This window comes from Rhodococcus sp. WMMA185 (assembly GCF_001767395.1).
In the GTDB taxonomy this organism is placed as follows: domain Bacteria; phylum Actinomycetota; class Actinomycetes; order Mycobacteriales; family Mycobacteriaceae; genus Rhodococcus_F.
Window position 1 is genome coordinate 403,820 of sequence record NZ_CP017014.1, and the last position, 25,179, is coordinate 428,998.

The 25,179-nt window shown below is 64.6% G+C and carries 24 protein-coding genes; 15 read left to right on the forward strand and 9 right to left on the reverse strand.

All coding sequences use genetic code 11. From position 1 onward, the window contains the following. Window positions 1-3: 3 nt before the first annotated feature. Window positions 4-2,262, reverse strand: coding sequence for a glycerol-3-phosphate 1-O-acyltransferase (locus BFN03_RS01675; protein ID WP_070377554.1), 2,259 nt, complete (start codon window positions 2,260-2,262; stop codon window positions 4-6). A gap of 15 nt (window positions 2,263-2,277) precedes the next feature. Beyond that, the gene (locus tag BFN03_RS01680) at window positions 2,278-3,732 is read right to left on the reverse strand and encodes a wax ester/triacylglycerol synthase domain-containing protein (protein ID WP_070377555.1); all 1,455 of its coding nucleotides are present in this window, start codon (window positions 3,730-3,732) and stop codon (window positions 2,278-2,280) included. A gap of 124 nt (window positions 3,733-3,856) precedes the next feature. On the opposite strand from BFN03_RS01680, the gene BFN03_RS01685 reads away from it, so the two are divergent. Together BFN03_RS01685 and BFN03_RS01690 are read left to right on the forward strand one after the other, a co-directional pair. After that, window positions 3,857-4,282, forward strand: a complete 426-nt coding sequence (locus BFN03_RS01685) for a GNAT family N-acetyltransferase (protein ID WP_070377556.1) — start codon at window positions 3,857-3,859, stop codon at window positions 4,280-4,282. Between the two features lie 65 nt (window positions 4,283-4,347). Beyond that, window positions 4,348-4,845 (forward strand): DUF2505 domain-containing protein, encoded by a 498-nt coding sequence (locus BFN03_RS01690; RefSeq protein ID WP_070377557.1) that lies wholly within the window; start codon window positions 4,348-4,350, stop codon window positions 4,843-4,845. A 30-nt stretch (window positions 4,846-4,875) separates the two neighbouring features. Here the strand turns inward: BFN03_RS01690 and BFN03_RS01695 are convergent, their stop codons facing one another. Further along, window positions 4,876-5,415, reverse strand: a complete 540-nt coding sequence (locus tag BFN03_RS01695) for an FABP family protein (protein WP_084385463.1) — start codon at window positions 5,413-5,415, stop codon at window positions 4,876-4,878. A gap of 107 nt (window positions 5,416-5,522) precedes the next feature. On the opposite strand from BFN03_RS01695, the gene arcA reads away from it, so the two are divergent. Further along, window positions 5,523-6,740 carry an arginine deiminase gene (arcA, locus tag BFN03_RS01700; RefSeq protein ID WP_070377558.1) on the forward strand — a complete coding sequence of 406 codons (1,218 nt, stop codon included), beginning with the start codon at window positions 5,523-5,525 and terminating at the stop codon, window positions 6,738-6,740. A gap of 23 nt (window positions 6,741-6,763) precedes the next feature. Here arcA and arsC read toward each other — a convergent pair whose 3' ends face one another. Next, a complete protein-coding gene (gene arsC / locus BFN03_RS01705; RefSeq protein WP_070380517.1) occupies window positions 6,764-7,120 on the reverse strand; it encodes an arsenate reductase (glutaredoxin) in 357 nt (118 codons plus the stop codon). An 85-nt stretch (window positions 7,121-7,205) separates the two neighbouring features. Between arsC and BFN03_RS01710 the strand changes: the two genes are divergently transcribed. The 4 genes from BFN03_RS01710 to BFN03_RS01725 all read left to right on the forward strand — a co-directional run bounded on the left by BFN03_RS01710 (window position 7,206) and on the right by BFN03_RS01725 (window position 10,585). Continuing rightward, window positions 7,206-7,889 carry an NAD(P)H-binding protein gene (locus tag BFN03_RS01710; RefSeq protein WP_070377559.1) on the forward strand — a complete coding sequence of 228 codons (684 nt, stop codon included), beginning with the start codon at window positions 7,206-7,208 and terminating at the stop codon, window positions 7,887-7,889. Between the two features lie 115 nt (window positions 7,890-8,004). Then, window positions 8,005-8,367 carry a GntR family transcriptional regulator gene (locus tag BFN03_RS01715; RefSeq protein WP_070377560.1) on the forward strand — a complete coding sequence of 121 codons (363 nt, stop codon included), beginning with the start codon at window positions 8,005-8,007 and terminating at the stop codon, window positions 8,365-8,367. A 79-nt stretch (window positions 8,368-8,446) separates the two neighbouring features. Then, window positions 8,447-8,878 (forward strand): DoxX family protein, encoded by a 432-nt coding sequence (locus BFN03_RS01720; RefSeq protein ID WP_070380518.1) that lies wholly within the window; start codon window positions 8,447-8,449, stop codon window positions 8,876-8,878. Between the two features lie 84 nt (window positions 8,879-8,962). Beyond that, entirely contained in the window at window positions 8,963-10,585 is a 1,623-nt protein-coding gene (locus tag BFN03_RS01725; protein ID WP_070377561.1) for a BCCT family transporter, read from the forward strand. Window positions 10,586-10,657: 72 nt separating this feature from the next. Here BFN03_RS01725 and BFN03_RS01730 read toward each other — a convergent pair whose 3' ends face one another. Further along, window positions 10,658-12,214: a dolichyl-phosphate-mannose--protein mannosyltransferase gene (locus BFN03_RS01730; RefSeq protein WP_070380519.1), complete on the reverse strand. Its 1,557-nt coding sequence runs from the start codon at window positions 12,212-12,214 to the stop codon at window positions 10,658-10,660. Between the two features lie 29 nt (window positions 12,215-12,243). Here BFN03_RS01730 and rsmI point away from each other — a divergent pair, with 29 nt between their 5' ends. Next, window positions 12,244-13,080, forward strand: a complete 837-nt coding sequence (rsmI, locus tag BFN03_RS01735; protein ID WP_070377562.1) for a 16S rRNA (cytidine(1402)-2'-O)-methyltransferase — start codon at window positions 12,244-12,246, stop codon at window positions 13,078-13,080. Window positions 13,081-13,092: 12 nt separating this feature from the next. Here the strand turns inward: rsmI and BFN03_RS01740 are convergent, their stop codons facing one another. The 3 genes from BFN03_RS01740 to BFN03_RS01750 are packed head-to-tail and all read right to left on the reverse strand — an operon-like array spanning window position 13,093 to window position 16,832. Further along, window positions 13,093-14,328: a DUF2786 domain-containing protein gene (locus tag BFN03_RS01740; RefSeq protein ID WP_070377563.1), complete on the reverse strand. Its 1,236-nt coding sequence runs from the start codon at window positions 14,326-14,328 to the stop codon at window positions 13,093-13,095. 48 nt (window positions 14,329-14,376) lie between these two features. Continuing rightward, window positions 14,377-15,936, reverse strand: coding sequence for a methionine--tRNA ligase (gene metG, locus BFN03_RS01745; RefSeq protein ID WP_070377564.1), 1,560 nt, complete (start codon window positions 15,934-15,936; stop codon window positions 14,377-14,379). Between the two features lie 53 nt (window positions 15,937-15,989). Next, window positions 15,990-16,832 carry an SDR family oxidoreductase gene (locus tag BFN03_RS01750; RefSeq protein ID WP_070380520.1) on the reverse strand — a complete coding sequence of 281 codons (843 nt, stop codon included), beginning with the start codon at window positions 16,830-16,832 and terminating at the stop codon, window positions 15,990-15,992. A 103-nt stretch (window positions 16,833-16,935) separates the two neighbouring features. Between BFN03_RS01750 and BFN03_RS01755 the strand changes: the two genes are divergently transcribed. From BFN03_RS01755 to BFN03_RS01770, 4 genes are all read left to right on the forward strand, one after another. Continuing rightward, a complete protein-coding gene (locus BFN03_RS01755) occupies window positions 16,936-17,772 on the forward strand; it encodes a TatD family hydrolase (RefSeq protein ID WP_070380521.1) in 837 nt (278 codons plus the stop codon). 255 nt (window positions 17,773-18,027) lie between these two features. Further along, on the forward strand, window positions 18,028-19,155 hold the full coding sequence (locus BFN03_RS01760; RefSeq protein ID WP_070377565.1) for a resuscitation-promoting factor: 1,128 nt from the start codon (window positions 18,028-18,030) through the stop codon (window positions 19,153-19,155). Window positions 19,156-19,188: 33 nt separating this feature from the next. Further along, window positions 19,189-20,079, forward strand: a complete 891-nt coding sequence (gene rsmA, locus BFN03_RS01765) for a 16S rRNA (adenine(1518)-N(6)/adenine(1519)-N(6))-dimethyltransferase RsmA (RefSeq protein ID WP_070377566.1) — start codon at window positions 19,189-19,191, stop codon at window positions 20,077-20,079. 281 nt (window positions 20,080-20,360) lie between these two features. After that, complete coding sequence (locus BFN03_RS01770) at window positions 20,361-20,564, forward strand: cold-shock protein (RefSeq protein ID WP_070380522.1); 204 nt, start codon at window positions 20,361-20,363, stop codon at window positions 20,562-20,564. Window positions 20,565-20,657: 93 nt separating this feature from the next. Here BFN03_RS01770 and BFN03_RS01775 read toward each other — a convergent pair whose 3' ends face one another. After that, entirely contained in the window at window positions 20,658-21,155 is a 498-nt protein-coding gene (locus tag BFN03_RS01775; protein ID WP_232320401.1) for a hypothetical protein, read from the reverse strand. A gap of 334 nt (window positions 21,156-21,489) precedes the next feature. Between BFN03_RS01775 and BFN03_RS01780 the strand changes: the two genes are divergently transcribed. From BFN03_RS01780 to BFN03_RS01790, 3 genes are all read left to right on the forward strand, one after another. Next, a complete protein-coding gene (locus BFN03_RS01780; RefSeq protein WP_070380524.1) occupies window positions 21,490-22,332 on the forward strand; it encodes a YdcF family protein in 843 nt (280 codons plus the stop codon). Between the two features lie 103 nt (window positions 22,333-22,435). After that, entirely contained in the window at window positions 22,436-23,368 is a 933-nt protein-coding gene (locus BFN03_RS01785) for a 4-(cytidine 5'-diphospho)-2-C-methyl-D-erythritol kinase (protein ID WP_070377567.1), read from the forward strand. Continuing rightward, window positions 23,368-25,158, forward strand: coding sequence for an ABC-F family ATP-binding cassette domain-containing protein (locus tag BFN03_RS01790; protein WP_070377568.1), 1,791 nt, complete (start codon window positions 23,368-23,370; stop codon window positions 25,156-25,158). Before BFN03_RS01785 ends, BFN03_RS01790 begins: the two co-directional genes overlap by 1 nt. The last annotated feature ends 21 nt before the right edge of the window (window positions 25,159-25,179 follow it).

A 25,179-nucleotide genomic window follows, 5' to 3' on the forward strand; every position in this document is an offset into this window, starting at 1 on the left:
TGGTTACCTACCCCCTATGCGGTCGAGATGCGCGTGAGCGAGGGTCCGGATACGGAGCACCTGATCGACCAGGGTGGAGATCTCCTCGGCGAACTCGGCCCTTCTGGCTTCCAGATTCTCGGCATTCGGTTCCACCACCCCGCGGTTCCGCGCCAGTTTCAATGCGGTCGAGAAGAGTTCGGCCGAAATCGACTCACTGCTACCGATTTGCTGGCGTAGCCGCCGCTGCTCGGCGAGGGCGAGGCACGATGCCATGAAGGTCTTCTCGTCGAATTTCCGGTGGACCGGCGTGCGCAGCAATTGACTCGCGACCACCGCGTACGCCTCCAGGAATGGTTGCAACACGCGATGAGCCAGGTGGATGTCCATCCCGGAGAGTAGGCGTTCGGCATGTTCCGGATCGCCCAGGTTCGCCTCCCATCTCGGGTCGATCAGGTCCAGTTCGATTCGCAACTCGTCGCGGAAGCTGTCTTTCTCGCTGAAGAAGAACTCGAACTTGAGGGTGTCGCGAAGCCGCAGCGCCACATCCAATCCGTCGGTGGGTGGATCGGTGAAGCGCTTGTCGCAGGCGGCCAGCACCACCATCTCCGCGATCGCCCGCATCACGAGGAAATGGATCGTGTTGTTGCGATAGAACGCTGCGACGAGGTGTTGATCCGGACCGAGGTAGAACACCCGCTCGCTGCTCCGGTCGAAACTGCGCAACACCCCGGACTCGAGATGTGTGCGCACCGCGGTGCGGATTACGTGCGGGTCGGTCAGGTCGACATCGCCGGCGGTAGGCAATGATCGCGCCTTGATGTAGTCGACGAGCGGCCCGAGGATGCCGCTGACTTCGGCGACGGTGAGAGCCCGGTCTTCGATCCCGAGGAAGGCGAGCATGACGAGAGATGAGGCGGTGACGGGAGTGACTTCGTTGATGCGGTGGCACACCTCGAATGCCGTCTTCTGCACGGCAAGTCGCGGGTCGTCCTCCTGTCCGAGGTAATCGGCCAGTGACAACGGCCTGCCGATATTCACGTGCGCGACACCGTGCCGTCGGCCCTGAGCGCGAACGTATCCGAGGAGCCAGCGCAGACTTTCCTTGCTCTTCGCCTCCCCGTGTGCCTCGGCGGCCATCGCACCGACCTCATAGAGTTGGTCGTACGTCAACGACACGGGTACGAGGTAGACGTCTGACATCCCGCTGGTCTGGAAGGCCTGGGCGAGATAGTTGAGGAGGCCGAACCGCGGCGGCCGCAGTTTCCCTGTTCGGCTGCGCCCACCTTCGATGTACCACTCGAGGTTGAATCGCTTGGTCAGCAGGTACCGCATGTATTCACGGAGCGTCCACTTGTAGACCTCGTCGTCGCCGAACTTGCGTCGAATGAACACGGTGCCACTGCGTTTGCCGATCGGGCCGATCGGCCAGAAGTTGATGTTCAGACCGCCCATCACGTGATTGAGCGGGAGTTTGTTGGCAAGCAGCGCCGGCCGTAGGACCAGCGGATCGAGGTATGAGCGATGGCTCGGCAGGAACACGAGGGAATGGTTCTTGTTCAACTCCCGCAGTTCGTCGAGGCGGGTTGTGTCCACATCGAGGCGGTAGGCGCGGGAGAAGTAGCGGCCCAATTGGTCCCACACTGCGATCGCTCGCCGGCTCTGGGCGGCGACCATTTCGTCCAGCGCGCCGCGCGCCCGGCGATTCACTTCCGCTATGGGGAGGTTCAATTGTGTGGACAACTCGTGGGTTCCCGATTGGTATCGGCTCGAGTCCGTGATCTCGTCGACGACAAACCTCGAGACCTTGTACTGAGTCCCCAGAAGGGTTCGTTCGGCGCGCTCGAGCGTAAGCGCGGCCTGCCGGCGTATGAAGTCGGGCAGAGACCCGCCTCCGGTCTCTGCGAGCCGGCGTTCGAGGTCACTGAGCGGGGCAGGGTCGCCCTCGAGCACGTGACACCGTGACGGGTCGTCGCGCATGACCTTGCGCTGGGTGGTCTGGCTCGGATGCAGCGGATCCCGTAGTGAGAGTGTCTCCCGCAATTGCTGAACTCCCTCGGGATGCGATTGACCCGGCAACCAGACCACGCGCAGCGGGGTCAGTAACGGATCATCTTTCCTCAGCGCCAGATCAGCGAGTGCTTCGTCGGTGATCTCGACCGTGGGCGGGGGCTGCCCGGTGTCGTTCGCCTGGCGTTCCAGCCAGGTGCGGAGGACGTCGTCCTCCAACTCCGTCATGGTCTCGACGAGATAGACCCGAGGCTGTGTCCCTTGTTCATTCATTCGTCAGCTTCCCCCTCACCCGTGACCCAATTCGACGATCTCGTCGAGACTCTCCTGTATGCACAACATGAATCGCGCCGGTTCGGTGACGGCGGCGGTGTCGAGATTGACGCCGATGCAACAGGTGCCGACGTGCGAGACAAGGGTGGCCATGACCGCGCATCCTGGGGCTGGGCCGAACGGAAACATGCGTTCGATGCGGGCACCGGCCAGGTACACCGGCACTGGCATCCCGGCGATATTGCTCGCCTGGAGGTCGAGGGCGGTTGACTGCGAGAGGTACCAGTTCGCCAGCACCGCAGTCGGCAGGCGCGCGAGGATGGGTGCGGCGGTGTCGAGCAGTCCGAGCGCCGGTTCCTGACGAAGTTCGAGGATGATCGCGCGCACCTGCTTGATCCGTTCGATCGGGTCGCGCTCACCGGCGGGCCCTGCGAAACGCGCTGCGGCGAATCGGTTGCCGCCGGTCTGATCCGAGGCCGAGCGCAAACTCACGGGCATCCCGACCGGGATCGTGTCGAGTTGGTGGCCCAAAGACTCGTGGTAGAGGCGGAAGCCGCCGAGCAGGGCGGCGACATACGCGTCGTTCAGCGATCCGCCGGCGCTGTGGGCGCCGGCGCGCAACTCGTCGACTCCCACCTCGAGAACGCCGAACCATCGGCCCAGCCCGCGGTCACGCAGCAACGGCGAGCCGGTGGAAGGGGGAGGGGCGATCACCCGGCGGATCGAATTGGCGTACCCGACCATTTCCGAGACGGCCCCCACCGGGTCGGTCGCCACCGCCATCGCCGACCGCGCCGTGCTGCTGATCAGATCCCCGATCAGACCCGGGGCGCTCCGTATGCTGTCGAGTGCTTGCTCGATCATCGCCCCACCACTCGACATCTGTTCAGGCTGCGGCGCGGGACGGTCGGGTTTGTCGGGTGACGGTTCGGGGCGCCTACTGTGCAGCAGAGTCATCAGCTGGATGCCACCGAGGCCGTCGGTGATGCTGTGATGGGTCTTCACCACGTAGACAGCACGGCCGTCCTCGAGACCCTCGATGAGCATCGCGCTCCAAGGCGGACGGGCGCGATCGAAGGGTTCGGTCGCGAAGTGCCTGCACATCTGTAGGGCGTGGTCGAAGGTCGCGGGTTCCGGTAGCCGAACACGGGACAGGTGGTAGTCGAGATCGAATTCGGGGTCCACTGCCCACACCGGGTTGCCCAGGCGCAAGATCGGCTCCACCACGCGCATCCGGATCCGGGGCACGATGCGCGACGCCCACTCGTGCGCGCGCACCAATCGGTCCCAGTCGGGTGGTTCGTCGAGCACGTCGACCGCGACGATCGGCGAGCGCAGTCTGGGCTGCACCTGCTCCATCCGCCACATTCCGGTCTCGAGGTCGGACATGGTGCGGGCCGCCCCCCACCCGACGTCGGAGAAATCCACGTCGACGGCGCTCGGCGGTATCAGGGGTTCGCGCTCGGACATGCCCACCCTCATTCGACTGTTCGCGGTGCCCTCAGCTACTGCGTTTACAGTGTGTACCCGCCCCGAGGCTCCCGTCGCCGCTTCCGGAGGATTGCGCGGCAGAGTTTCGATCTAAGGTGGTTTCGTGCCGACTGTTCACCGCGCGACGCTCGACGAGATCGACCCCGCCACCCTCTATCGGATCATGGTGCTGAGGACCAATGTGTTCGTCTTCGAGCAGGGCATCGTGTCGGAACCCGAACTCGACGGGCGGGATCTGGAACCCACCACCACTCATTTCTGGGCGGAGGAGGACGGAGAGGTCTTGGCAACTCTGCGCGTACTCGCGGACGAACCGACGGTTCACCTCGGGCGAGTCGCGACCGCCGCCGACGCCCGCCGCCGGGGACTTGCCGGACTCTTACTCGAGGCCGTCTTCGAGCAGTTTCCGGGGCCGATCGAGATCTCTGCTCAGGCCTATCTGGAGAAGTGGTATGGCCGTTTCGGGTTTCGCCGGATGAGTGAGAACTACCTCGAGGCGGGGATCGACCACCTGTTGATGAGGCGTTGACTGCCGAGTGGCGGTGCCTGATCTGGGATCGGGCGGCGCGCAGGGTGTTTCCGTAGGCTGCTTTCATGGCGAAGAGCTTCGAGTATTCGGAAGAGATTACATACGCCCTCGAGCGGGTGCACGCGACGGTTACGGATCCGGCGTTCTGGCAGCATCGGTTCGAAAAATCACCCGAGAAACTTACTCTCGACGCAAGTCGTGGACCCGGAACGCTGACGGTGATCATGCGCGATTCGATCGGGGCATCCTCGCTCCCCGCGATCGTGAGCAAAGTGGTGACCGGTGAATTGAAGGTTGAACGCATCGACGAGTGGGGCGCACTCGATGGAGGCCGCGCGGACGGCCGGATCGGCGGAAGCTCGACGGGAATTCCGGTGCTGATCCAGTCGACCTCGGTGCTGCGCCCCCTGGGTGATGGGGGCACCGTCCTCGAGGTCGCGGGATCAGTCGAGGTAAAGGTCCCGGTGGTCGGCGGACAGATCGAGACCGTGATCAAGAAGATGGTCGGCGACATGTTTGGGCAGGATCGCACCGCGATCGAGAAGTGGCTCGGCGACAGCTGATCCCTGCCGCCGCTGTGGCACAGCTGATCGTTACTGCAGCCGGAGATGTCCGTGGAGGTGGTGGGTGAGCGGTGTCAGATCGTGAGCCATCCAGAGGTCGTAGGTGAGGTCGCCGCCGCGCACCGACAGTTGCCGTCGAATGCTCTGCACGGGCTTGGCATCCGGCGAGGCGCTCAGTGCCAGCAGCGACAGGTCGATGGTTCGGTCTCGGATCTGCCCCCTGTGGATCTCGGTGAAGCCGGTGGGCTGTGCGATCAGAAGTTCGACCTCGTTTTCGGCGACTAGTCGGAGATAGCCCGACTCCGTATGCAAGGGCCGGCCGCTGCCCACCTCCCACGTGCGAGACCGGTACTCCAGGAACGGTTTGCCGCGGGGCGCGAACTCGATCTCTTCGGTGTACGCGAAGTCGTCGATGGTCGGATAGGCGCCTTCACCTCGGCCGTACCAGCGACCGACGAATGGCGACAGGGCGGCCGGTGCCGTGGGTTGCGGCTTTGCGAGGCTTGGTGGAGTAGAAGAACTGGTTGGCGCGGTCGACTGCGCCGGCAAGTGACTCGAGTTCTGGTCCATGAGTTACCTCCGCGAACTCACGCTACCCGCCGGCGGGGCCCCGGGACACGTTCGATCCGGGCGCACTCGTACGTGCCTGATGAGCCAGTCAGCATTACCGTCAAGGCATGAACGCGTCTGCTTCCTCACCACTGGGGGTCGATTCAGAAGTCGGCCGGCTACGCGCCGTCCTGCTGCACCGGCCCGGCGACGAACTGAAACGATTGACGCCTCGCAACAACGATCAACTGCTTTTCGACGGACTGCCGTGGGTCGACCGTGCACAGGAAGAGCACGACGCGTTCGCCGATTTGCTGAGGGCTCGCGGCGTCGAGGTGTTGCTCTTGTCGAGTTTGGTTACCGAGACTCTCGGCACCAGTGGTGCCGCCCGAATGCAGGGCATCGGCGCGGCTGTCGACCCCCGCAAACTCGGACACGCACTTGCGTCGGAACTCGCCTCCTACCTGCGGGGCCTTCCTGCCGAGGAACTGTCGACGATCCTCACGGCAGGTATGACCTTCGATGAACTCCCGTCCGCGGCGAGCACGGCTTCACTGGTCCGGCGTATGCACCACGGTGGCGACTTCGTCATCGACCCACTGCCCAATCTGCTGTTTACCCGAGACTCGTCGTTCTGGATTGGACCGCGCGTCGCAATCACATCGTTGGCGTTGCCCGCTCGGGTCCGCGAAACATCGCTTACCGACATCATTTACGCCCATCACCCGCGCTTCCGCGGGGCCCGGCGAGCATACGAATCCCACACTGCCCCCGTCGAAGGCGGGGACGTCCTGCTCCTCGCTCCCGGCGTCCTCGCCGTCGGTGTGGGCGAGCGTACAACCCCGGCAGGCGCCGAGGCGTTGGCACGTAGCGTCTTCGAGGACGAGTTGGCGCACACAGTATTGGTGGTGCCCATCGAGCAATCCCGAGCCTCGATGCACCTCGACACGGTATGCACGATGGTCGACGAGGATGCGGTCGTGATGTATCCCGCGGTTCAGGACACGCTGTCGGCGTTCACCATTCATCGCGAAGACAAGGGCGTATCGATTAGTGGCGCCGAGCCGTTCCTGAGCGCTGCCGCCGAAGCCATGGGCATCGGCAAACTGCGCGTCATCGACACCGGACTCGACAATGTCACTGCCGAACGCGAGCAGTGGGACGACGGGAACAACACGCTCGCGCTCGCACCCGGTGTCGTCGTCGCGTATGAGCGCAATGTCGAGACCAATGCCCGGCTCGAGGCATCAGGCATCGAGGTGCTCAGGATCGCGGGATCGGAACTCGGTTCCGGTCGAGGCGGACCCCGCTGCATGTCTTGCCCCGTAGCCCGCGACCCGATGTAGGGCTCCTGGTCAGGTGCGCTCGATCAGAGGACTTCGTCGACCTTCGCGGCTGGGCGTGCAAGGACTGTGCCCTTGTCCGTCACCACGATCGGTCGCTCGATGAGGATGGGGTTGTCCACCATGGCCTTCAGCAACTCGTCCTCGGACGCCTGCGCGAGCCCGAGTTCCTTGTAGGCGGCTTCCCTCTTGCGGATCGCCTCGCTGGGTTTCAACCCGGCGTCGTCGAGAAGCTTCCGCAAACCGTCCCGGGACGGAGGAGTCTCGAGGTACTTCACGATGGTCGGCTCGATCCCGGCGTCCCGAATCAGACCCAGGACGGTTCGGGAGGTGTTGCAGCGCTGGTTGTGGTAGATGGTTGCGGTGTTGGCCATGCCCGACATTCTGGCACCGTGGGAACAACCCCGGGGGCTCCAGTGCTGCAGAATCGGGTAGTAGCAAAAGTAGCGAGCGTGTAGGAGATCGAGCATGGCCGAACAAGCGAGTGCCACGGGGCGCCGCATCGTCATCGCGGGAGGACACGGGAAGATCGCCCGCGAACTGATCAAACTACTGGGCGCCTCCGGTGACCGAGCTGTGGCGTTGATCCGCAATCCGGATCACGAAGAGGATGTCGCCGTACTGGGCGCGGAACCGTTCCTGTTGGACCTCGAGGCGGCAACTGTCGACGACGTGGCACAGGCGCTCGTCGGTGCGGATGCTGTGGTGTTTGCCGCAGGCGCCGGACCCGGCAGTGGTGTCGGACGGAAGGACACTGTCGACCGGGCAGCCGCGGTACTGCTCGCCGACGCCGCCGAGGCCACAGGTGTGCGTCGCTTCGTCCAGGTCAGTTCTTTCGGTGCGGGGGAACCGATCGCCGAGGGAACCGACGACGTGTTCGCCGCATACCTTGTCGCGAAGACGGCGGCGGAGGAGGATCTGCGGGTTCGCACGCAGCTCGACTGGACGATCCTGCGCCCGGGCGGGCTGCTCAACGATGAACCGTCGGGCCACGTCGCGCTCACCGAGCCACCGCTCGAGCGCGGTACCGTGGCGCGCTCCGATGTGGCCGCCGTGATCGCAGCTGTACTGGACGCTCCGAATACCGTGGCGAAGATTCTGATGCTCACGTCCGGTCCGACCCCGATCGCGGAAGCGGTAGCAGCTGTGTAGCCACCGGTGCGGGCGAAGATGGACACGTCTTTGGTGCAGCAGGTGGTCATTGCGGCGCGGTATCGGGCAAACTAACTTTGATACAAAGCCTGGAACAGGGGGAGGTGGCGCCGGCGTGCGCATCGATATCGACCACCACTCGTCGACTGCCCCGTTCGACCAGTTGCGGTTGCAGATCATCGAACAGGTTCGTAGCGGGGAGTTGATCGCGGGAACCAAGATCCCTACCGTACGTGCGCTCGCCGTGGAGGTGGGACTTGCGCCGAACACGGTAGCCAAGGCGTACCGGGAACTCGGTGAGCAGGGGGTGATCGAAACCCGCGGCAAGCACGGTACGTTCATCGCCTCCGGCGGCGACCCCGTTCGCTCCGGGGCCGAGAAGGCCGCAACCCAGTATGTGCGGGAGCTACGACACCTGGGGGTTCCCGACGAGGAAATCCTCGATTTCGTTCGGTCCGCTCTCCGAGGTGCCGAGTGACCTCCCCGGGTGCCGAATGGCGTGGAACCGTAGGGAAAAGGAAATCTCGCGGATGCTCCAGAAAGGCAGGCAACTCAGCATGGGTTCCCCACTCTTTCGCGATCTTGCTCTTCTGATTGCGCGCATCGGACTCGGAGTGGTCTTCATCGCGCACGGCTGGCAGAAATTCTTCGACAACGGAGTGCAAGCCACACAGGACGGGTTCGCTGCGATGGGTGTGCCACTACCTGAGGTCTCGGCCGTCGCTGCGGCCGCAATCGAACTCGTGGGTGGAGCTGCGCTTCTGGTGGGTGTACTCACGCCGATCGCAGGGATTCTGCTGTTTCTCGTAATGCTCGGCGCGATGATGCTGGTCCACGTGGAAAACGGTGTTTTCGTCACGGACGGCGGATACGAACTCGTCGTCGCGCTCGGCGTCGGATCGTTACTCATCGCCGCCATCGGTGCCGGGCGGATCAGTATCGACGGCCTTCTCGGGAAGGGCGCCGGGTGGATCAAAACCGCAGCGTAACGCTGTCGCAAGGGAGCTCTTTAGCCGGTTTGTGGCGTCGCTTCGGTTTGCTTTTACCATCGGGATTGACCAACGTAGTCGCTCATGGCAATGAATACTGATCGGCTGGGCAGAGAGTATGAGTCTGCCGACGAACCGCTCGACGGGTGGGCAAAACGGGCCAGTCGCAGCACAGACCATGCCGTCTTCTCTGCTGCTGCTGTGCTGGTCTCGGCCTTTGTTGTCTGGGGCCTGGTGGCGCCCGATACTCTCACAACTGCCTCGAGCGAAGCCCTCGACTGGCTGGTCACCGATATGGGTTGGCTGTTCGTACTGTCGGCGAGTGCGTTCGTTTTGTTCTCCCTGTGGTTGGCGTTCAGTAAGTTCGGGCATATTCCGCTCGGCAAGGATGGCGAACGACCCGAGTTCCGGACCGCCAGCTGGATCGCCATGATGTTCGCCGCAGGAATGGGTATCGGGCTGATGTTCTTCGGTGTCGCCGAACCGGTCGCGCACTACGTTTCGCCTCCTCCCGACACCGACGGTGGTATCGGAACTGCGATGGCCACAACCATGTTCCACTGGAGCCTGCACCCGTGGGCCATGTATGCAGTGGTGGGGCTGGCGATCGCTTACGGCACGTATCGCAAGGGCCGCAGGCAATTATTCAGTTCCGCGTTCATCCCGCTGCTCGGCCGCCGCGCGGAGGGTCCGCTCGGCAAATTCATCGACGTGCTCGCGATCTTCGCGACTCTGTTCGGCACCGCAGCCTCCCTCGGGCTCGGAGCACTGCAGATCGGGTCAGGATTCGAGGTCGTCGGTTGGATGGCGCAGACCGGAACCTTCCTGCTGGTCGTCATCGTCGCTCTTCTCACCCTGGTTTTCGTTGCGTCCGCGGTATCAGGTGTCGCGAGGGGCATCCAGTGGCTCTCCAACATCAACATGGTGCTCGCCGCCATCCTCGCGCTCTTCGTCTTCGTCCTCGGACCAACGGTGCTGATTCTCAACCTGCTGCCGACGACGATCGGCGCCTATGCTGCGGACCTCGCGCAGATGGCGGCGCGCAGCGGAGCCGCAGGCGGCGCCGAGACCGGTGACTGGCTCTCTTCCTGGACCATCTTCTACTGGGCGTGGTGGATCTCCTGGACCCCCTTCGTCGGTATGTTTCTGGCGCGCATCAGCCGAGGCCGGACCATCCGTCAGTTCGTGGTCGGCGTGATCGTGGTGCCGAGTGTGGTCAGCCTCGTCTGGTTCGCGATCTTCGGCGGTGCCGGTATCAATGATCAGCAGAACGGATTGGACATCGCCGGACAGGACACGACCGAGGGGCAGTTGTTCGGCATGCTCGAACACTTGCCGCTCGTCGGCGTCTCTTCGGTTCTGGTGATGGTGCTCGTCGCGATCTTCTTCATCTCGGGTGCCGACGCCGCCTCTATGGTGATGGGCACCCTGTCGCAACGCGGTGCTCTGAATCCACATCGCTCGGTGGTCATCTTCTGGGGTGTTCTCACCGGCGGGGTGGCCGCGCTGATCCTGTGGACCGGCGGCGACGCCGCGCTCTCCGGGCTCCAAACGATGACGATCATCGCCGCGGCGCCGTTCGTCCTCGTCATGATCGGTCTGTGCTTCTCGCTCTACAAGGACCTTTCCGGCGACCCGTTGATCGTCGAGCACAGAGAGCTGCGCAAAGCTGCGGTACAGCGTAGCCAGCGAAGTTCATCCAACTAGATACAGTAAGGGAAGCGGTCCGCGAGCCGCCCGGTGTCCTACGGGTCCGGGCGGCTCGGTGCTTCTTGCCGCTCAGCGCCAACTGGGCAGCCACAGTTGGTGCTGCCAGGTCTCCGGGGTGATGGGAAGGGCCGTGAGGATCGGCCACAGCCAGACGAAGTTGGCCACCACGAGCCCCACGTAGAGACAGACCGCCAGCAGTCCGGTACCGCGCCGCTCGTAGGACGCCTTCGCGCTGCCCAGCATGTCGCCGAGGACCAAGGCGAAGCCCATCACCATGAACGGCGCCATCGGTACCGCATAGAAGTAGTACATCTGACGGTCCAGGGTGATCAGCCAAGGGAGGAACCCGGCGCCGTATCCGGTGAGGACGGTGGCGTAGCGCCAATCCTTGCGCACCAACGCCTTCCACAGCGCCCATGCGAGCATCGGCAGCGCCAGCCACCACATGGCGGGCGTCCCCACGAGCATGATCGCCTTGACGCAGCTGGGCGCACTACATCCGGTGACCTGCTCACCCTCGGCGAAGTAGTACAGCATCGGGCGCAGGCCCATCGGCCACGTCCAGGGCTTGGACTCCCACGGGTGATGGTTGCCGGCGGAGTTGGTGAGCCCCTCGTGAAACGAGAGGACATTACCGCTGTAGTACCACAGCGATCGCAGCGCTCCGGGCACGAACGACCAGGCGCCGCCTGTCCCGATCTGATTGCCCACCGCGTACCGGTCGACGCCGGTCTCGCTGGCGAACCACGGCCAGTAGCTTGCGAGATAGATGAACAGGGGAACGACGACCAACGCGTACAACGCCGGCCCGATATCGCGGAGCGCGGCACCGAACCACGGACGCCGCACCCCGTACGCACGGCGGGCGGACACATCGAACGCCACGCTGAGCAGCCCGAAGAACACGATGAAATACACGCCGGACCATTTGGTGCCACACGCCAGGCCGAGCATGATGCCGGCGCCGAAACGCCACCATCGCACACCCAGCCGTGGTCCCCAATCCGTGTCGCCGATTCGTCCTTCGGCGTATACGCGGGCCGTGCGTTCTCGCACCTGGTCGCGGTCGACGACGAGGCAGCCCAGAGCGGCAACTACGAACACCGCCAGGAAGATGTCGAGCATGCCCAACCGCGAGGAGACGAAGGTCACACCATCCGCGATCAGCAGGATTCCCGCGAGTGCGCCGATCAGGGTGGACCGGGTGAGGCGCCGGACTATGCGGATCACCAGCAGGATCATGATCGTTCCCGCAACGGCGGACGCGAACCGCCAACCCCAGCCGTTGTAGCCGAAGATCGCCTCACCGATCGCGATCAGTTGCTTGCCGATCGGTGGGTGCACCACCAGGCCGTAGCCGGGGTTGTCCTCGATCCAACCGCCCCCGGTCAGTACCTGCCAAGCCTGTGGCGCGTAGTGCTTCTCGTCGAACACGGGGGTACCCGCGTCGGTGGGGTAGCCGAGCATCGTGAACCGGGTGATCGCCGCGATCGCGGTGACGAACAGCGTCACCACCCATCCTCGGGCGCGGTCGACGGGACCGAAGTCGGGGGGCGGTACCAACGGAGCGGGGCTGATCACCTGCCGCTGTCGTCCGGAGGGCGCTGGTCGCTCGTCCGTCCACATCGTCACACGACGATCGTAGGCTGTGGGTTATGACTGGTCGCCTCGTGCTCGCTGCAACACCGATGGGGGACGTGGGTGACGCCTCCCCGAGGCTGCGCGCGGCGCTGGAAACAGCCGATGTCGTCGCCGCCGAAGACACCCGCCGTACCAAGGCTCTGGCCCATGCACTCGAGGTCACCATCTCCGGGAAGGTGGTCAGTTTCTACGATCAGGTCGAGCTCGCCAGGCTGCCTGCGCTCGTCGCCGATGTGGCATCGGGCAAGACGGTGCTCCTCGTCACCGACGCCGGTATGCCCTCGGTCAGCGACCCCGGTTATCGCCTCGTGTCCGCTTGTGCCGCCGACAATCTGGCGGTGACGTGTCTCCCCGGTCCTTCGGCGGTGACGACGGCGCTCGCCTTGTCCGGGCTGCCGGTCGAGCGGTTCTGTTTCGATGGCTTCCCGCCCCGGAAGCAGGGGCAGCGCAGGGCGTGGTTGCAGGCGCTGAAGACCGAACCGCGGGCCTGCGTGTTCTTCGAGGCCCCGCATCGACTCTCCGAGTGCCTGAACGACGCCGTGGAGGTACTCGGCGGCACCCGACGCGCCGCAGTCTGCCGTGAGCTGACCAAGACCTACGAAGAAGTCCGCCGCGGCACCTTAGCCGAGGTCGCCGCCTGGGCCGAGGAAGGTGTCCGTGGCGAGATCACGGTGGTACTCGAGGGTGCCACCCCGGTGGTGTCGGATCCGGCGGACCTCGTCGACGAGGTGGAACGCCTCGTCGACGAGGGAACGCGGCTCAAGGACGCCTGCGCGCTCGTCGCCACCACCGGCGTGTCGAAGCGAGAACTCTACGAAACCGTGCTGGCGTCCCGAAAAGGTCGGTCTTGAAAGGACTACACGCTAGCGCTGCAGGGATTGCCCCCCGGCGGTGAGCGTGGCGTCGTCGGCGGCCGACTGGCCGGCGTACCAGCCGTTGGCATCGACGGCCCTCCCGCGTGCCTTGCGGGTACGCGGGAACAGGCGCTCGAACTCCGAATCGACCGCCTCGGACGTGCCCGCCAGGATCGGCAGCAGGTCGTCGACCGGCATGGACGCCTCGTCGGCCGCCGCAACCGTGGCCTTGGAGTCGGCGTCTCGCAGGCGTTGGCCGATCCGGTTGGCGAAACCCGCGAGGAAGCCCTTCCGGAACGAGGTGGTGTGGGATCCGTTCCGACTGTTGGCATCCGCGAACTGCATTGCGCGAGTGGCCTGTACGAGCAGGGATGTGAAGAGCATGTCGACCTGCTGGAGGTCGAGGGGCGTCCCGACCGTGGTGGCGATTGCGAGGGAGCTGAACCATACGGTGCGCACCCGATTGGCTTCACCGATCGCCGTGAGTAGGTGCACCTTCTCCTTGACGTAGGGATTGTCGAGATGGATACGTCTACCGTGCACGGACGTATATCCGGCCCCCTCACGAGAGTGGAGCAGCGCCGCGCTGATCGCGTAGCGCGTCATCAGTTCCTGCGCCTTCGCGGTGAAGATCTCGGCTTCCTCGGTGAAGTCGGTGGCCTCGGCCTTGGCGAGAAGGCCGCGAATCTTGTTGAGTACCTTGGCGTCAGCCTCCCCGCCATCCGGTTGCGTCGCCGACCCATCCGGCAGCCGGCGCGCTGGCCACGCAGAAGGCGGTGGCGCCAGGAGAGTCCAGTCCGGAAGCCGACTCCAGGCGAGCGCCAGGTCGGTGATCTGGTATACGGAGTGGTAGGGGTCCTCGAACAGCAGCCCCGCAGTCAGGGCGCGCAGATCTGCGCCGTCTGCGGAGGCCCGGTCCGCGAGGCTTGCGGCGGCGCGGTGGTGCTCACCGATGATGCGGAGCTGCTCGACCCAGTCATACGGCGCCCGATCCTCTGCACGCGTGAGCCTTGCTTCCCTCAGCACGACAGAGGCTGCGAGATCCGCGTCCGACGGCTCGTTCGAGCGCCGTGCGAGGTGCAGCACATCGGCCGGTTGCCATCCGCGTTCATATGAACCCGCTAGCGCATTGACGAGAGCACGCGTCGCGTCGATGGCCTGAGGACTTACTTCGTCGTCGAACATCCCGGTTTCGGTCCCGAACCCGCCCCCGGCGGATCGAATGTATGTTCTATTCGGCGTCATGGGGAGAGTGTGCATGACGGGTCCGACAAGTCGAACCCGCCCGAGAAATCACTCGTCCACGTAGCGAGGGAACACGCCCGACGGTGCAGGTAGCGGGGTTCCCGCGACGATGCGAGTGCGCAGGTCGCTGAACTGGCGCGCCTCGGCATCCTGGCCCAGGAGATCGAGGATCTTCGCGGCTGCGTCCGGCATCACCGGCTGCACCAGGATGCCGACGATTCGCACCACTTCGAGCGTCACGTACAGTACCGTCGCCATCCGCTCGGGGTCGGTCTTCCGCAGTACCCAGGGTTCCTGCTTGGAGAAGTACCGGTTCGTCTCGCCGAGGACCGACCAGATCGCTTCCAGCCCGAGATGCAGCGCTTGGACGTCGAACTCGGCGCGAACCCGGGCCAGCAACGCATCGGCCTGTGCCAGCAGCGCGGTGTCGTCCTCGGTGAGTTCTGCGGGGCTCGGAACGCGGGCGTCGCAGTTCTTCGCCACCATCGACAGCGAGCGCTGCGCGAGGTTGCCGAGTTCGTTGGCGAGGTCGGCGTTGATGCGCGTGACGATGGCCTCGTGGCTGTAGCTGCCGTCCTGGCCGTAGGAGATCTCGCGGAGCAGGAAGAAGCGGACGGCATCGAGTCCGTACTGTTCCACCATCGCGACGGGGTCGATGACGTTGCCGACCGACTTCGACATCTTCTCGCCCCTGTTGTAGAGGAATCCGTGCACGAAGACCCGTTCGGGCAGCTCGATTCCCGCCGACATCAGGAACGCGGGCCAGTACACGGTGTGGAACCGGGTGATGTCCTTGCCGATGATGTGTAGGTTCGCGGGCCAGAACTTGCCGAACTGTTCGGAATCGGTGTTCGGGTAGCCGGCACCGGTGAGGTAGTTGGTGAGCGCATCGACCCACACGTACATGACGTGTTCGGGGTGTCCGGGGACCGGGACGCCCCAATCGAAGGTTGTGCGCGAGATCGACAAGTCTTTGAGGCCGCCCTTGACGAAGCTGACGATCTCGTTGCGCCGAGTGGTGGGCGCGATGAAATCCGGGTTCTCCTCGTACAAGCTCAGCAGCTTGTCCTGGTATTCGGACAGCCTGAAGAAGTAGGTGGATTCCTCGGTCCACTCGACCAGCGTGCCCGTCTCGGTGGACAGGCGTGAGCCGTCTTCCTGCAGCGTGGTCTCGGCCTCGGTGTAGAAGGCCTCGTCGCGGACCGAGTACCAGCCCGAGTAGGTGTCTAGGTAGATGTCGCCGTTGTCGAGCATCTTCTGCCAGATCGCCTTGCTCGCTTCTTCGTGATCGGCATCCGTGGTACGGATGAACCGGTCGAAGGAGATGTTCAAGGCCTTGTCCATCGCCTCGAACATGTCGGAGTTCCGCGTGGCGAGTTCCCGGACGTCGAGGCCTTCCTTGGCCGCGGTCTGTTGCATCTTCAGGCCGTGCTCGTCGGTCCCGGTCAGGAAGAACACGTCGAAACCGTCCAGACGCTTGAACCGTGCGAGGGCGTCGGCCGAGATGTACTCGTAGGCGTGGCCGATGTGCGGGACGCCGTTGGGGTACGCGATCGCCGTCGTCAGATAGAAGGGTGGCCGCGAAGCGGTGGAATCAGCAGAAGTCATGATTCGATCACTCTATCTGCGCACCCTGGCCCCACGACGAGCAGATTACGTGACTACGCGGGTCCGGTGTCGTTCTCGTCCGCCACCGAACGCGACTCGTACGCCGCGCGGGCCGACTTGTCTGTGGCCGACACCTGGTCCGGCACCATCTTGCGCATCACCGCATCGCGTACGAACTGCGGAAAGGCGGTCACCAGCCGGGTGAGTGGACCGATGTAGGACGGGATGGTGACCTCGAACCGGGGCTTGTGCAGGACGGCGACCACAGCCCTCGCGACATCCCCGGGCTCGAGGAGCTTCGCGGCACCGGTCGCCGTTCCCGCCGCGAGCTCGGTGTCGACCACCGCAGGCATGATCACCGAAAGGTGCACGCCGCTGCCGCGTAACTCGGCGCGAACGCCGGTGAGGTAGCCGAGTACCGCGTGCTTGGTGGCGGCGTAGGTCGACTCGCCGGGCGGGGACAACCTGGAGGCCGCCGACGCAATCGTGACGATGTGACCGCGTCGGCGGCTACGCATCCCCGGCGCCACCAGCCGCACACCGCGGATCACGCCGTGCAGGTTGACCGCGAGCTGTCGGGTGATCGCGGACTCCGGTTCCTCGTCGAACGGCCCGACCCACATCACACCTGCGTTGTTCACCAGCACGTCGAGGGGCCCCCATTGCGCCTCTACCGCAGAAAGGAAGGCCTCGAAGGACGGTGTGCTGGTGACGTCGAGGTCGAATCCGGACGCTCGCTCGCCGAACTCGTCGGCTGTGCCGCGGGCCACGTCACCGTCGATGTCGCCGATCGCGACCCGGGCGCCTGCCGCGAGGAGTTGTCTGGCGATCTCACGACCGATTCCACGCCCACCCCCGGTTACCGCGACCACGCGTCCGTCCAGTTCACCCGTCACCCAACGTTCCTTTCCCTGCTTGTCTCTGCTTGTCCCTGCTCGAAAGATCGACTCTCGCACATGCGGTTGGCGTTTGGGACGTTCCGGCGAACAGAATGTCGCAATGAGCAAAGACCGCCCCGCCCCGCAGCCACCGCAGCCGCTCTCGCCCCTCGTCGACGCGCACACCCATCTCGATGCGTGCGGGGCATCCGATGCGATGAGCGTCAAGGCCATGGTCGACCGGGCATCGGCCGTCGGGGTCGAGAGGGTGGTCACGGTCGCCGATGACCTCGAGGCCGCGCGCTTCGCCGTCGACGCCGCGAACTGGGATCCGAGGGTGTACGCCGCGGTTGCCATCCACCCGACGAGGGCGAACGTGCTCGACGACGCCACGAAAACGGAGATCGAGCGACTTGCCGGCGATCGGCGGGTGGTAGCGGTCGGGGAGACCGGACTGGATTTCTACTGGCCGGGCAAGCTCGACGGCTGCGCTACGGTCGCGGAGCAGACGGCGGGTTTTCGCTGGCACATCGATTTGGCGAAGCGCCTCGGTAAGACGCTGATGATCCACAACCGCGAGGCCGATCAGGCTCTGCTGCAGGTGCTACGCGAAGAGGGAGCGCCCGAGATGGTGGTCTTCCATTGCTTCTCGTCGGGTGTCGAGATGGCACGCGCGTGCATCGATGCCGGGTACGTCCTCAGCTTCTCGGGGACCGTGAGTTTCAAGAACGCCAAGGCACTGCGGGAAGCGGCTTCATTGGTGCCCACTGGTCAGCTGATCGTCGAAACGGACGCGCCCTTCCTCACACCGCACCCCTTCCGGGGCGCACCCAACGAGCCCTATTGCCTGCCGTACACGGTCCGCGCACTGGCCGATATCCGCGGCGAGGACCCGGAGGAGCTGGCCCGAGCATCCACAGCCACCGCAGAGCGCGTCTACGGTCTCCCGGCCCGATAGCAAGTAGAGAAACCCGGCGAGAACGCTTCGCAGTTCGCCGGATTCTCGGCGGACTCCTGATCAGGTGTCACTTGTCCCCGTGACCAGAAAGCGGCCATTTATAGACCCCTTTCGCAATGCAAATCGCCGAATCCGGCGCAAAGTTGCTAAATGATCTTCGGTTCGTTACCGTACCGTGATCAAATAGTCGCCAGCCTCGGGAATCGATGTGTCTACAGCCGCCTGGATCGTCAATGTCGAATCGGTACTGCGCTGATGTCTGCATTCGCCAGGATCAACTCGGCTCGGTCGCCGCTGCTGTATGCCGTGGTGGCGCTGCTTCTTCTCACCCTTACCGCTGGCGCGGTGACAGCCGTGGTCCGGCACAAGACCGTCACTATCGACGTGGACGGCGAGACGATCGAACTGAGCACGATGGCGGCAAGTACTGCCGACGCGCTAGCCGCCGCCGGGTATGGGATCAGTGAGCGGGATGTCGTGGCCCCTGCGCCTGACGCACTGCTGTCCGACGGCGACACCGTGGTGTTGCGCCGCGCACGCGAGGTGTCGCTGACCGTGGACGGTCAACCCAGGAACGTGTGGACGACCGCGCTCACCGTCGAGGAAGCGCTGAAGCAATTCCGACTCGCCGACGACGTCTACGTATCCGCCTCCCGGTCATACCGGCTGCCGCTCGACGGTGCCGCACTCGACGTGCACAACCCGCTCAATGTGATGCTGACCGACGGCGCTCTCGAGGTTGCCGCTGTGCGCATCGCCGCGCCGACGGTCGGGGAATTTCTCGAGGCGCACGGCGCGCCGCTAGAGCAGGCCGACACTGTGGTTCCCCCAGCGGACACACCGCTGACCGAGGGCATGAACGTGACGGTCACCCGTGTTCGCACCGAGACCAAGGTCGAGACGTTGCCCCTCGAGCCGGAGGAGCAGCGCATCGAAGATCCGACGATGAACATGAGTCGCACCGTCATGGAAGACCCCGGCGTGCCAGGGGTCCAGGACGTCACATTCGCCGTCGATACGGTCAACGGAAACGAAGTCGGCCGCCGACAGGTGGCCGCGACGATCACGACGCCGTCGGAGCCCAGTGTGATCCGCGTCGGCGCGAAGCCCGGAACCGAAGTGCCGCCGGTGGAGAACGGTTCCCTCTGGGATGCGCTAGCCCAGTGCGAGGCCACTGGCAATTGGTCGATAAACACCGGCAACGGCTACTACGGTGGAGTCCAGTTCGACCAGAACACATGGGAGCGGCAGGGCGGCCTCAAGTACGCACCGCGTGCAGACCTCGCCACCCGTGAAGAGCAGATCGCCATTGCGGCACAAACCCAGAAGACGCAGGGCTGGGGTGCATGGCCATCGTGCGCGAGCAAGCTCGGTGTGCGTTAGCAAGCACAGCTCGGTATGAGTTAAGTTCCCTTGGTGTCCGACGCCGAAGTACCCCCGATCTCCCGAGGGAAGGCCGCGCTACTCGGCCCCACGGAGGTGCGGTCGTTGGCCGAGGCCTTCGGCGTGCGCCCCACCAAGCAGCTCGGCCAGAATTTCGTGCACGACGCCAACACGGTGCGTCGCATCGTCGCCACCGCAGGGGTGGATGATGCGGATACGGTCCTCGAGGTGGGTCCCGGCCTCGGATCTCTGACCTTGGCTTTGCTCGATGTCGTCGACAAGGTGATCGCAGTCGAGATCGACCCGAACCTCGCGGCGCAACTTCCGGTGACGGTGGCGGAACGGGCTCCGCAGCTCGCGGACCGATTGACGGTGGTGGGTGCGGACGCGATGCGGATCACGCCGTCGGAGATTCCCGGCGAACCGACAGCGCTCGTCGCGAACCTGCCCTACAACGTGGCGGTGCCGGTGTTGCTGCACCTGTTCTCAGAGCTCCCGAGTCTGCGAACTGCACTGGTGATGGTGCAGGCAGAGGTGGCCGACCGATTGGCGGCGGTACCTGGCAGCAAGATCTATGGCGTGCCCAGCGTGAAGGCCAGCTTCTTCGGCGATGTCCGCCGCGCAGGTGCAGTGGGACGCACCGTGTTCTGGCCCGTTCCGAAGGTCGAGTCGGGCCTGGTGCGCATCGACCGCTACGCCGAGCCTCCGTGGCCGGTAGACGAAGAACACCGTCGTCGCGTATTCGCAGTGATTGATGCAGCTTTCGCTCAGCGGCGCAAGACACTTCGTGCCGCCCTCGGCGGTTGGGCGGGTTCGCCCGCGGAAGCGGAACGACGACTGCTCGAGGCAGGGATCGAGCCATCCATGCGCGGCGAGAGACTTGATGTCGCGGCCTTCGTTCGTCTCGCCGACACCGCGCCGTGAGTTGACCACCTAGCCGCGACTGGTCGACCGATTCGCTAAGGGCGCATCGAACGTTCTCACGGCCATTCCCGGCGTGCGCTGTCGGCCCCGAGCGCGACAACCTGGCGCGGATATGGTTCACTGTTGGAGGTCGTAAGTTTTGTGTTTGTGTTTCCCACGCTCGCAAATCAATGGTTGCGAGCGTTTGGACGTCCTCCACAGGAATTGTCATAGACGGTCGTGTCAAGGACCCGGGTACCGAAGATGGTTACCTGAAAGTTACTGTGTTAGAGGAGATTTACATGGCAGAGGGCATCGTGAAGTGGTTCAACTCCGAGAAGGGGTTCGGCTTCATCGCCCCCGAGGACGGCAGCGCTGACGTGTTCGTCCACTACTCGGAGATCCAGAGCAGCGGCTTCCGCACGCTCGAGGAGAACCAGCGTGTTTCGTTCGAGATCGGCCAGGGCAACAAGGGCCCGCAGGCCACCGGCGTAACCCCGATCTGAGAACGCCTATGACTTCCCGGTTCGCCGGGACGTGACGTTCGAGCAAGGCCTCACTCTTCATGGAGTGGGGCCTTGCTCCGTTTACCTATACCTTCACTGCCGGCCAAGCGCAGGTTCGTAACTTCGATCGGAGCGAACGTGGGCCGCCTGGTATCCGAGGTTCATGGCGGAGACCAGCCACAGCATGAGCGCAGAATTCTCCGATGTTCCGAACATGGCGATCACCGCAGAGCCTCCAAGGGCGGCTGCCACCAAGAATGTTGCAGCCCCGAGGATTTGACGAGGCTTCGGCGAGAAGATCAACACGCAGGTAATCATGAGCGCCCATGCAGTGGCCGCCACGATTGCGGCGACCACGAACCAATCCGTCGAGTACAGCGCCGGCCAGGTCCAGGGGGCATCACCGTTGTCGAGGGTGCAGACGAAGGCCAGCGAGAACGCCATGATGACCACCGTTGCGCTGCCGAGTGTCAGATGCCCCCGGACGAGTGCCTTCCTGCTTGATCCGCGCTCTGCGGGCGCACTTGGGCGCACCCCCTCTACAGCCGATTGCTGCATCCCCGACAACCTGGACCCTTCCTCGTTCGTCACGTGATTCGACGCTGCGCGGAGAGTTCGGTCCTCCGGATGCGAGGTCCGTCGTGGCTGCTGAACTTCCGTCTTGGTCAGGCGCTACCGTATCGGTCCGCGAAGGCGCGGCAACGCCCACCCACCCGAAATTCTTCGCAAATCGTACACAACCAATAGAAATATCAATATTCACAACAGACCCAATAACCACACAGGCATCACTAGACTGACCCAAGACGCTCCATGGACTTTCGCTCGAGTACTTCGGTGACATCCGACGGAAGGGTCTGGAAGAGTGACACGCCTCCGTATGAGCCCGTTCGCCGCCGCCATCAAGGCGGCGGTCGTCACGATCCTGACCAGCGCCTTCTGCCTGGCACTGGCGGTATCGACTACAACGACAGCGTCGGCTTCGGCCGCCGATCTCTTCAACAGCGCACAGGGCAGATTCGCCGTCGGCGACACGCGAGGTGCCCTCGCCGACATCGGTGGGGCAGTCGCGAGCGAACCGGGAGATACCAATGCGTTGGCGTTGCAGGCCATCTACGCCGACGCGGCAGGCGACCTGATCACCCGTGAGGCCGCACTCTTCCGACTGGGTGCGTTGGACGGTGCCAAGCGCGCCGGCGTCGACAACTTGCTGCACGCGATCCGGATCGCGTCCTTCACCCCTCCCAACCCGCTTCCGGCCATTGCGGGCCCTTCCACCGCGATCATCGTTCTCGGTTACGGACTGCTGCCCGACGGAACGATGCGCCCCGAGTTGGTCAACCGCTTGCAGGCGGCGTTGGTCCAGTCGTGGGTTATGCCGTCCTCACCGATCATCGTCACCGGTGGAGCTCCAAAGAACGGCATCACTGAGGCCGCGGCAATGCAGTGGTGGTTGCAGAACCACGGCGTTCCGGCGAACCGCATCCACGCGGAGCATCGAGCTGCGTCCACGGTAGGAAATGCACTCAACTCCGTTCCGCTAGCTCGCTCCCTTGGCGCGAACAGCGCCATCATCGTGACCTCCGCCAATCACATTCGCAGGGCTACGGTCGATTTCAACGTTGCAGGGTTGCCGGTTGTGGGTGCGATGAGCGCCATCACCAGTGCGGGGGAGTTGATCGCCGAACTGATGCCGCTGACCAAGAGGGAACAGCTCGGCATGTACCGCGACGCGATCAAGGTGTTCGGCATCCCCGGCAGGTACTGATGCGGCGGGCTATCGGCCGAGGAGGCGTTTGCTCGACCGGTGGCAAAGTGCGCCATCAGCTGCGTTTCCGGCCATGCCCGGCGAGCGCCTAAGCTCTACACTTGTGCTTTCCGTCGTTTCTCACCCCGTCGTCGTCCGAGCCCCGGCCAAGGTCAATCTGCATCTGGCTGTCGGGGATCTGCGCGATGACGGCTACCACGAGTTGAACACGGTATTTCAGGCACTATCACTGAGCGACACGGTGTCGGTGACCCCCGCAGACACGTTGTCGGTGGTGGTTCGAGGCGAGGACGCCGCCGCGGTACCCACCGACAGTGACAATCTGGTGTGGAAGGCAGCCGAGATGCTCGGCGCCGAGTGGGGGCGGCGTCCGGACGTCGAGATCTCCATCGAAAAGGGCATTCCGGTTGCCGGAGGGATGGCCGGCGGAAGCGCTGACGCGGCAGCGACGCTGGTAGCGCTGAATGCGCTGTGGCAACTGGACCTCTCACGTGAGGAACTCGACGGTTTCGCGGCGAGACTCGGTAGCGACGTGCCGTTCTCGCTACACGGCGGCACCGCATTCGGTACGGGGCGCGGCGAACGGCTATTGCCGGTACTTTCCCGCAGCACCTTCCACTGGGTGCTTGCGCTCGCCAAGGGCGGGTTGAGCACTCCGGACGTATTCCGGGAGCTGGACCAGCTGCGCGCGGACGGGACTCCGCCGCGCCTTGGCAGCGCGGACGATCTCATGCACGCCCTCACCACAGGCGACGCCGCGACCCTGGCCCCGTTGCTGGGCAACGACTTACAGGCGGCCGCTCTGTCGCTGAGACCAGGGCTGCGGCGGACGCTGCGGGCCGGGGTCGCGGCAGGCGCGCTGGCAGGCATGGTCTCGGGGTCCGGCCCGACCTGTGCTTTTCTGTGCGCCGACGCGGATGCGGCGGTCCGGGTGGGCGCAGAACTCGCCGGTGCGGGGGTGTGTCGTACCGTGCGAGTCGCGAGCGGTCCGGTACCGGGCGCGCGAATAGTCGATGATGCGGAGGAATCGCGCTGATGGCGAATCTGATCAACCTCGAGCAAGTGTCGAAGTCGTTCGGGATCAAGCCGCTACTCGAATCGGTGTCACTCGGCGTTCACGAAGGTGAGCGCATCGGCGTCGTCGGGCTCAACGGTGGCGGCAAGACGACCATGCTCGAGGTGCTTGCCGGGGTGGAGGCGCCCGATTCCGGACGAGTCAGCCGAGTCGGCGGTCTACGGATGGCGGTAGTGACCCAGCGTGGCGCCCTGCCGACCGGTGCGAGCGTCGGCGAGGTGGTTCTGGGGCCGCTGGGCGTGGCCGATCACGAATGGGCCGGCGACGCCCGGATCAGGTCGATCCTGGCGGGAATCGGCATCGACAATCTGGGCCTGGACGTGAGGGTCGACGATTTGTCCGGAGGTGAACGTCGCCGGGTGGCACTGGCCGCCGCACTCGTCCAGGACCTCGACCTTCTGGTGCTCGACGAGCCCACCAACCACCTGGACGTCGAGGGTGTGCAGTGGCTGGCCGGGCATCTCGTGGGCCGTCGCAGCGCGCTGGTCGTCGTGACCCACGACCGGTGGTTCCTCGATACCGTCGCCAACCGCACCTGGGAGGTGGTTGGCGGCAAGGTCGAGAGTTACGAGGGTGGCTACGCAGACTGGGTCTTCGCCCGCGCCGAGCGGGCGCGTCAGGCCGACGCTGCGGAGGACCGTCGTCGCAACCTCGCCCGCAAGGAATTGGCGTGGCTGCGGCGTGGCCCTCCGGCTCGAACATCCAAACCGCGCTACCGGATCGAGGCGGCCGAGGCGTTGATCGCGGACGTGCCTGCGCCCCGCAACACGGTGGCATTGGCGTCGTTCGCGCAGCGCAGGCTCGGCAAGGTCGTCATCGAACTCGAGGACGCGCGCCTCGATACACCCGATGGCCGGGTGCTGGTGAACAACCTCACGTGGCGACTGGCTCCCGGAGAACGGGTCGGCTTGGTCGGGGTCAACGGCTCCGGTAAGACGACCCTGCTGCGCACTCTCGCAGGTGAGATCGAACCAGCAGCAGGCAACCGCATCCAAGGGAAGACCGTCAGTATCGGATGGCTCCGCCAGGAGCTCGACGACCTGCCGACCGACATGCGGGTTCTCGAGGCAGTCAAGGACGTTGCCGAGCGAATCACGTTGGGTGACAAGGAAATATCAGCTGGGCAGTTGGCTGAACGACTCGGCTTCACCCCGGCCAGGCAGCGGACCCCGGTCGGCGACTTGTCGGGTGGCGAGCGTCGTCGCCTTCAGCTGACCAGGGTATTGATGGCCGAGCCGAACGTCCTGTTGCTCGACGAGCCGACCAACGACCTCGACATCGACACGTTGCAACAACTCGAGGATCTCCTCGACGGCTGGGCCGGCACGATGGTGGTCATCAGCCACGACCGATACCTCATCGAGAGGATCTGCGACACGAATTGGGCGCTGTTCGGCGACGGAAAGCTGACCAACCTGCCTGGCGGCATCGAGGAGTATCTGCGTCGCAGGTCGTCGATGGGCGGCAGCGGTGCCCCGTCGGTTGCCTCGGCGGCCGGCGGAGCCTCGGCGCCGCGCCAAACGCAAACACGCGACGGTGCGGCCGATCGCGCCGCCCGCAAGGAACTGGCCAGGCTCGAGCGTGCGGTGACGAAATTGGAAGATCGAGAGCGGAAGCTTCACGTGAAGTTGGCCGAGGTAGCAACCGACCCCGACGAACTTCAGAAGTTCGACGCCGAACTCAAGGCTGTGGTCGCCGAAAAGGAAGCCACCGAGGAGCAGTGGATGGAACTGGCGGCCGAACTGGAGTAGTACGGACGCGGTACCGCTCTC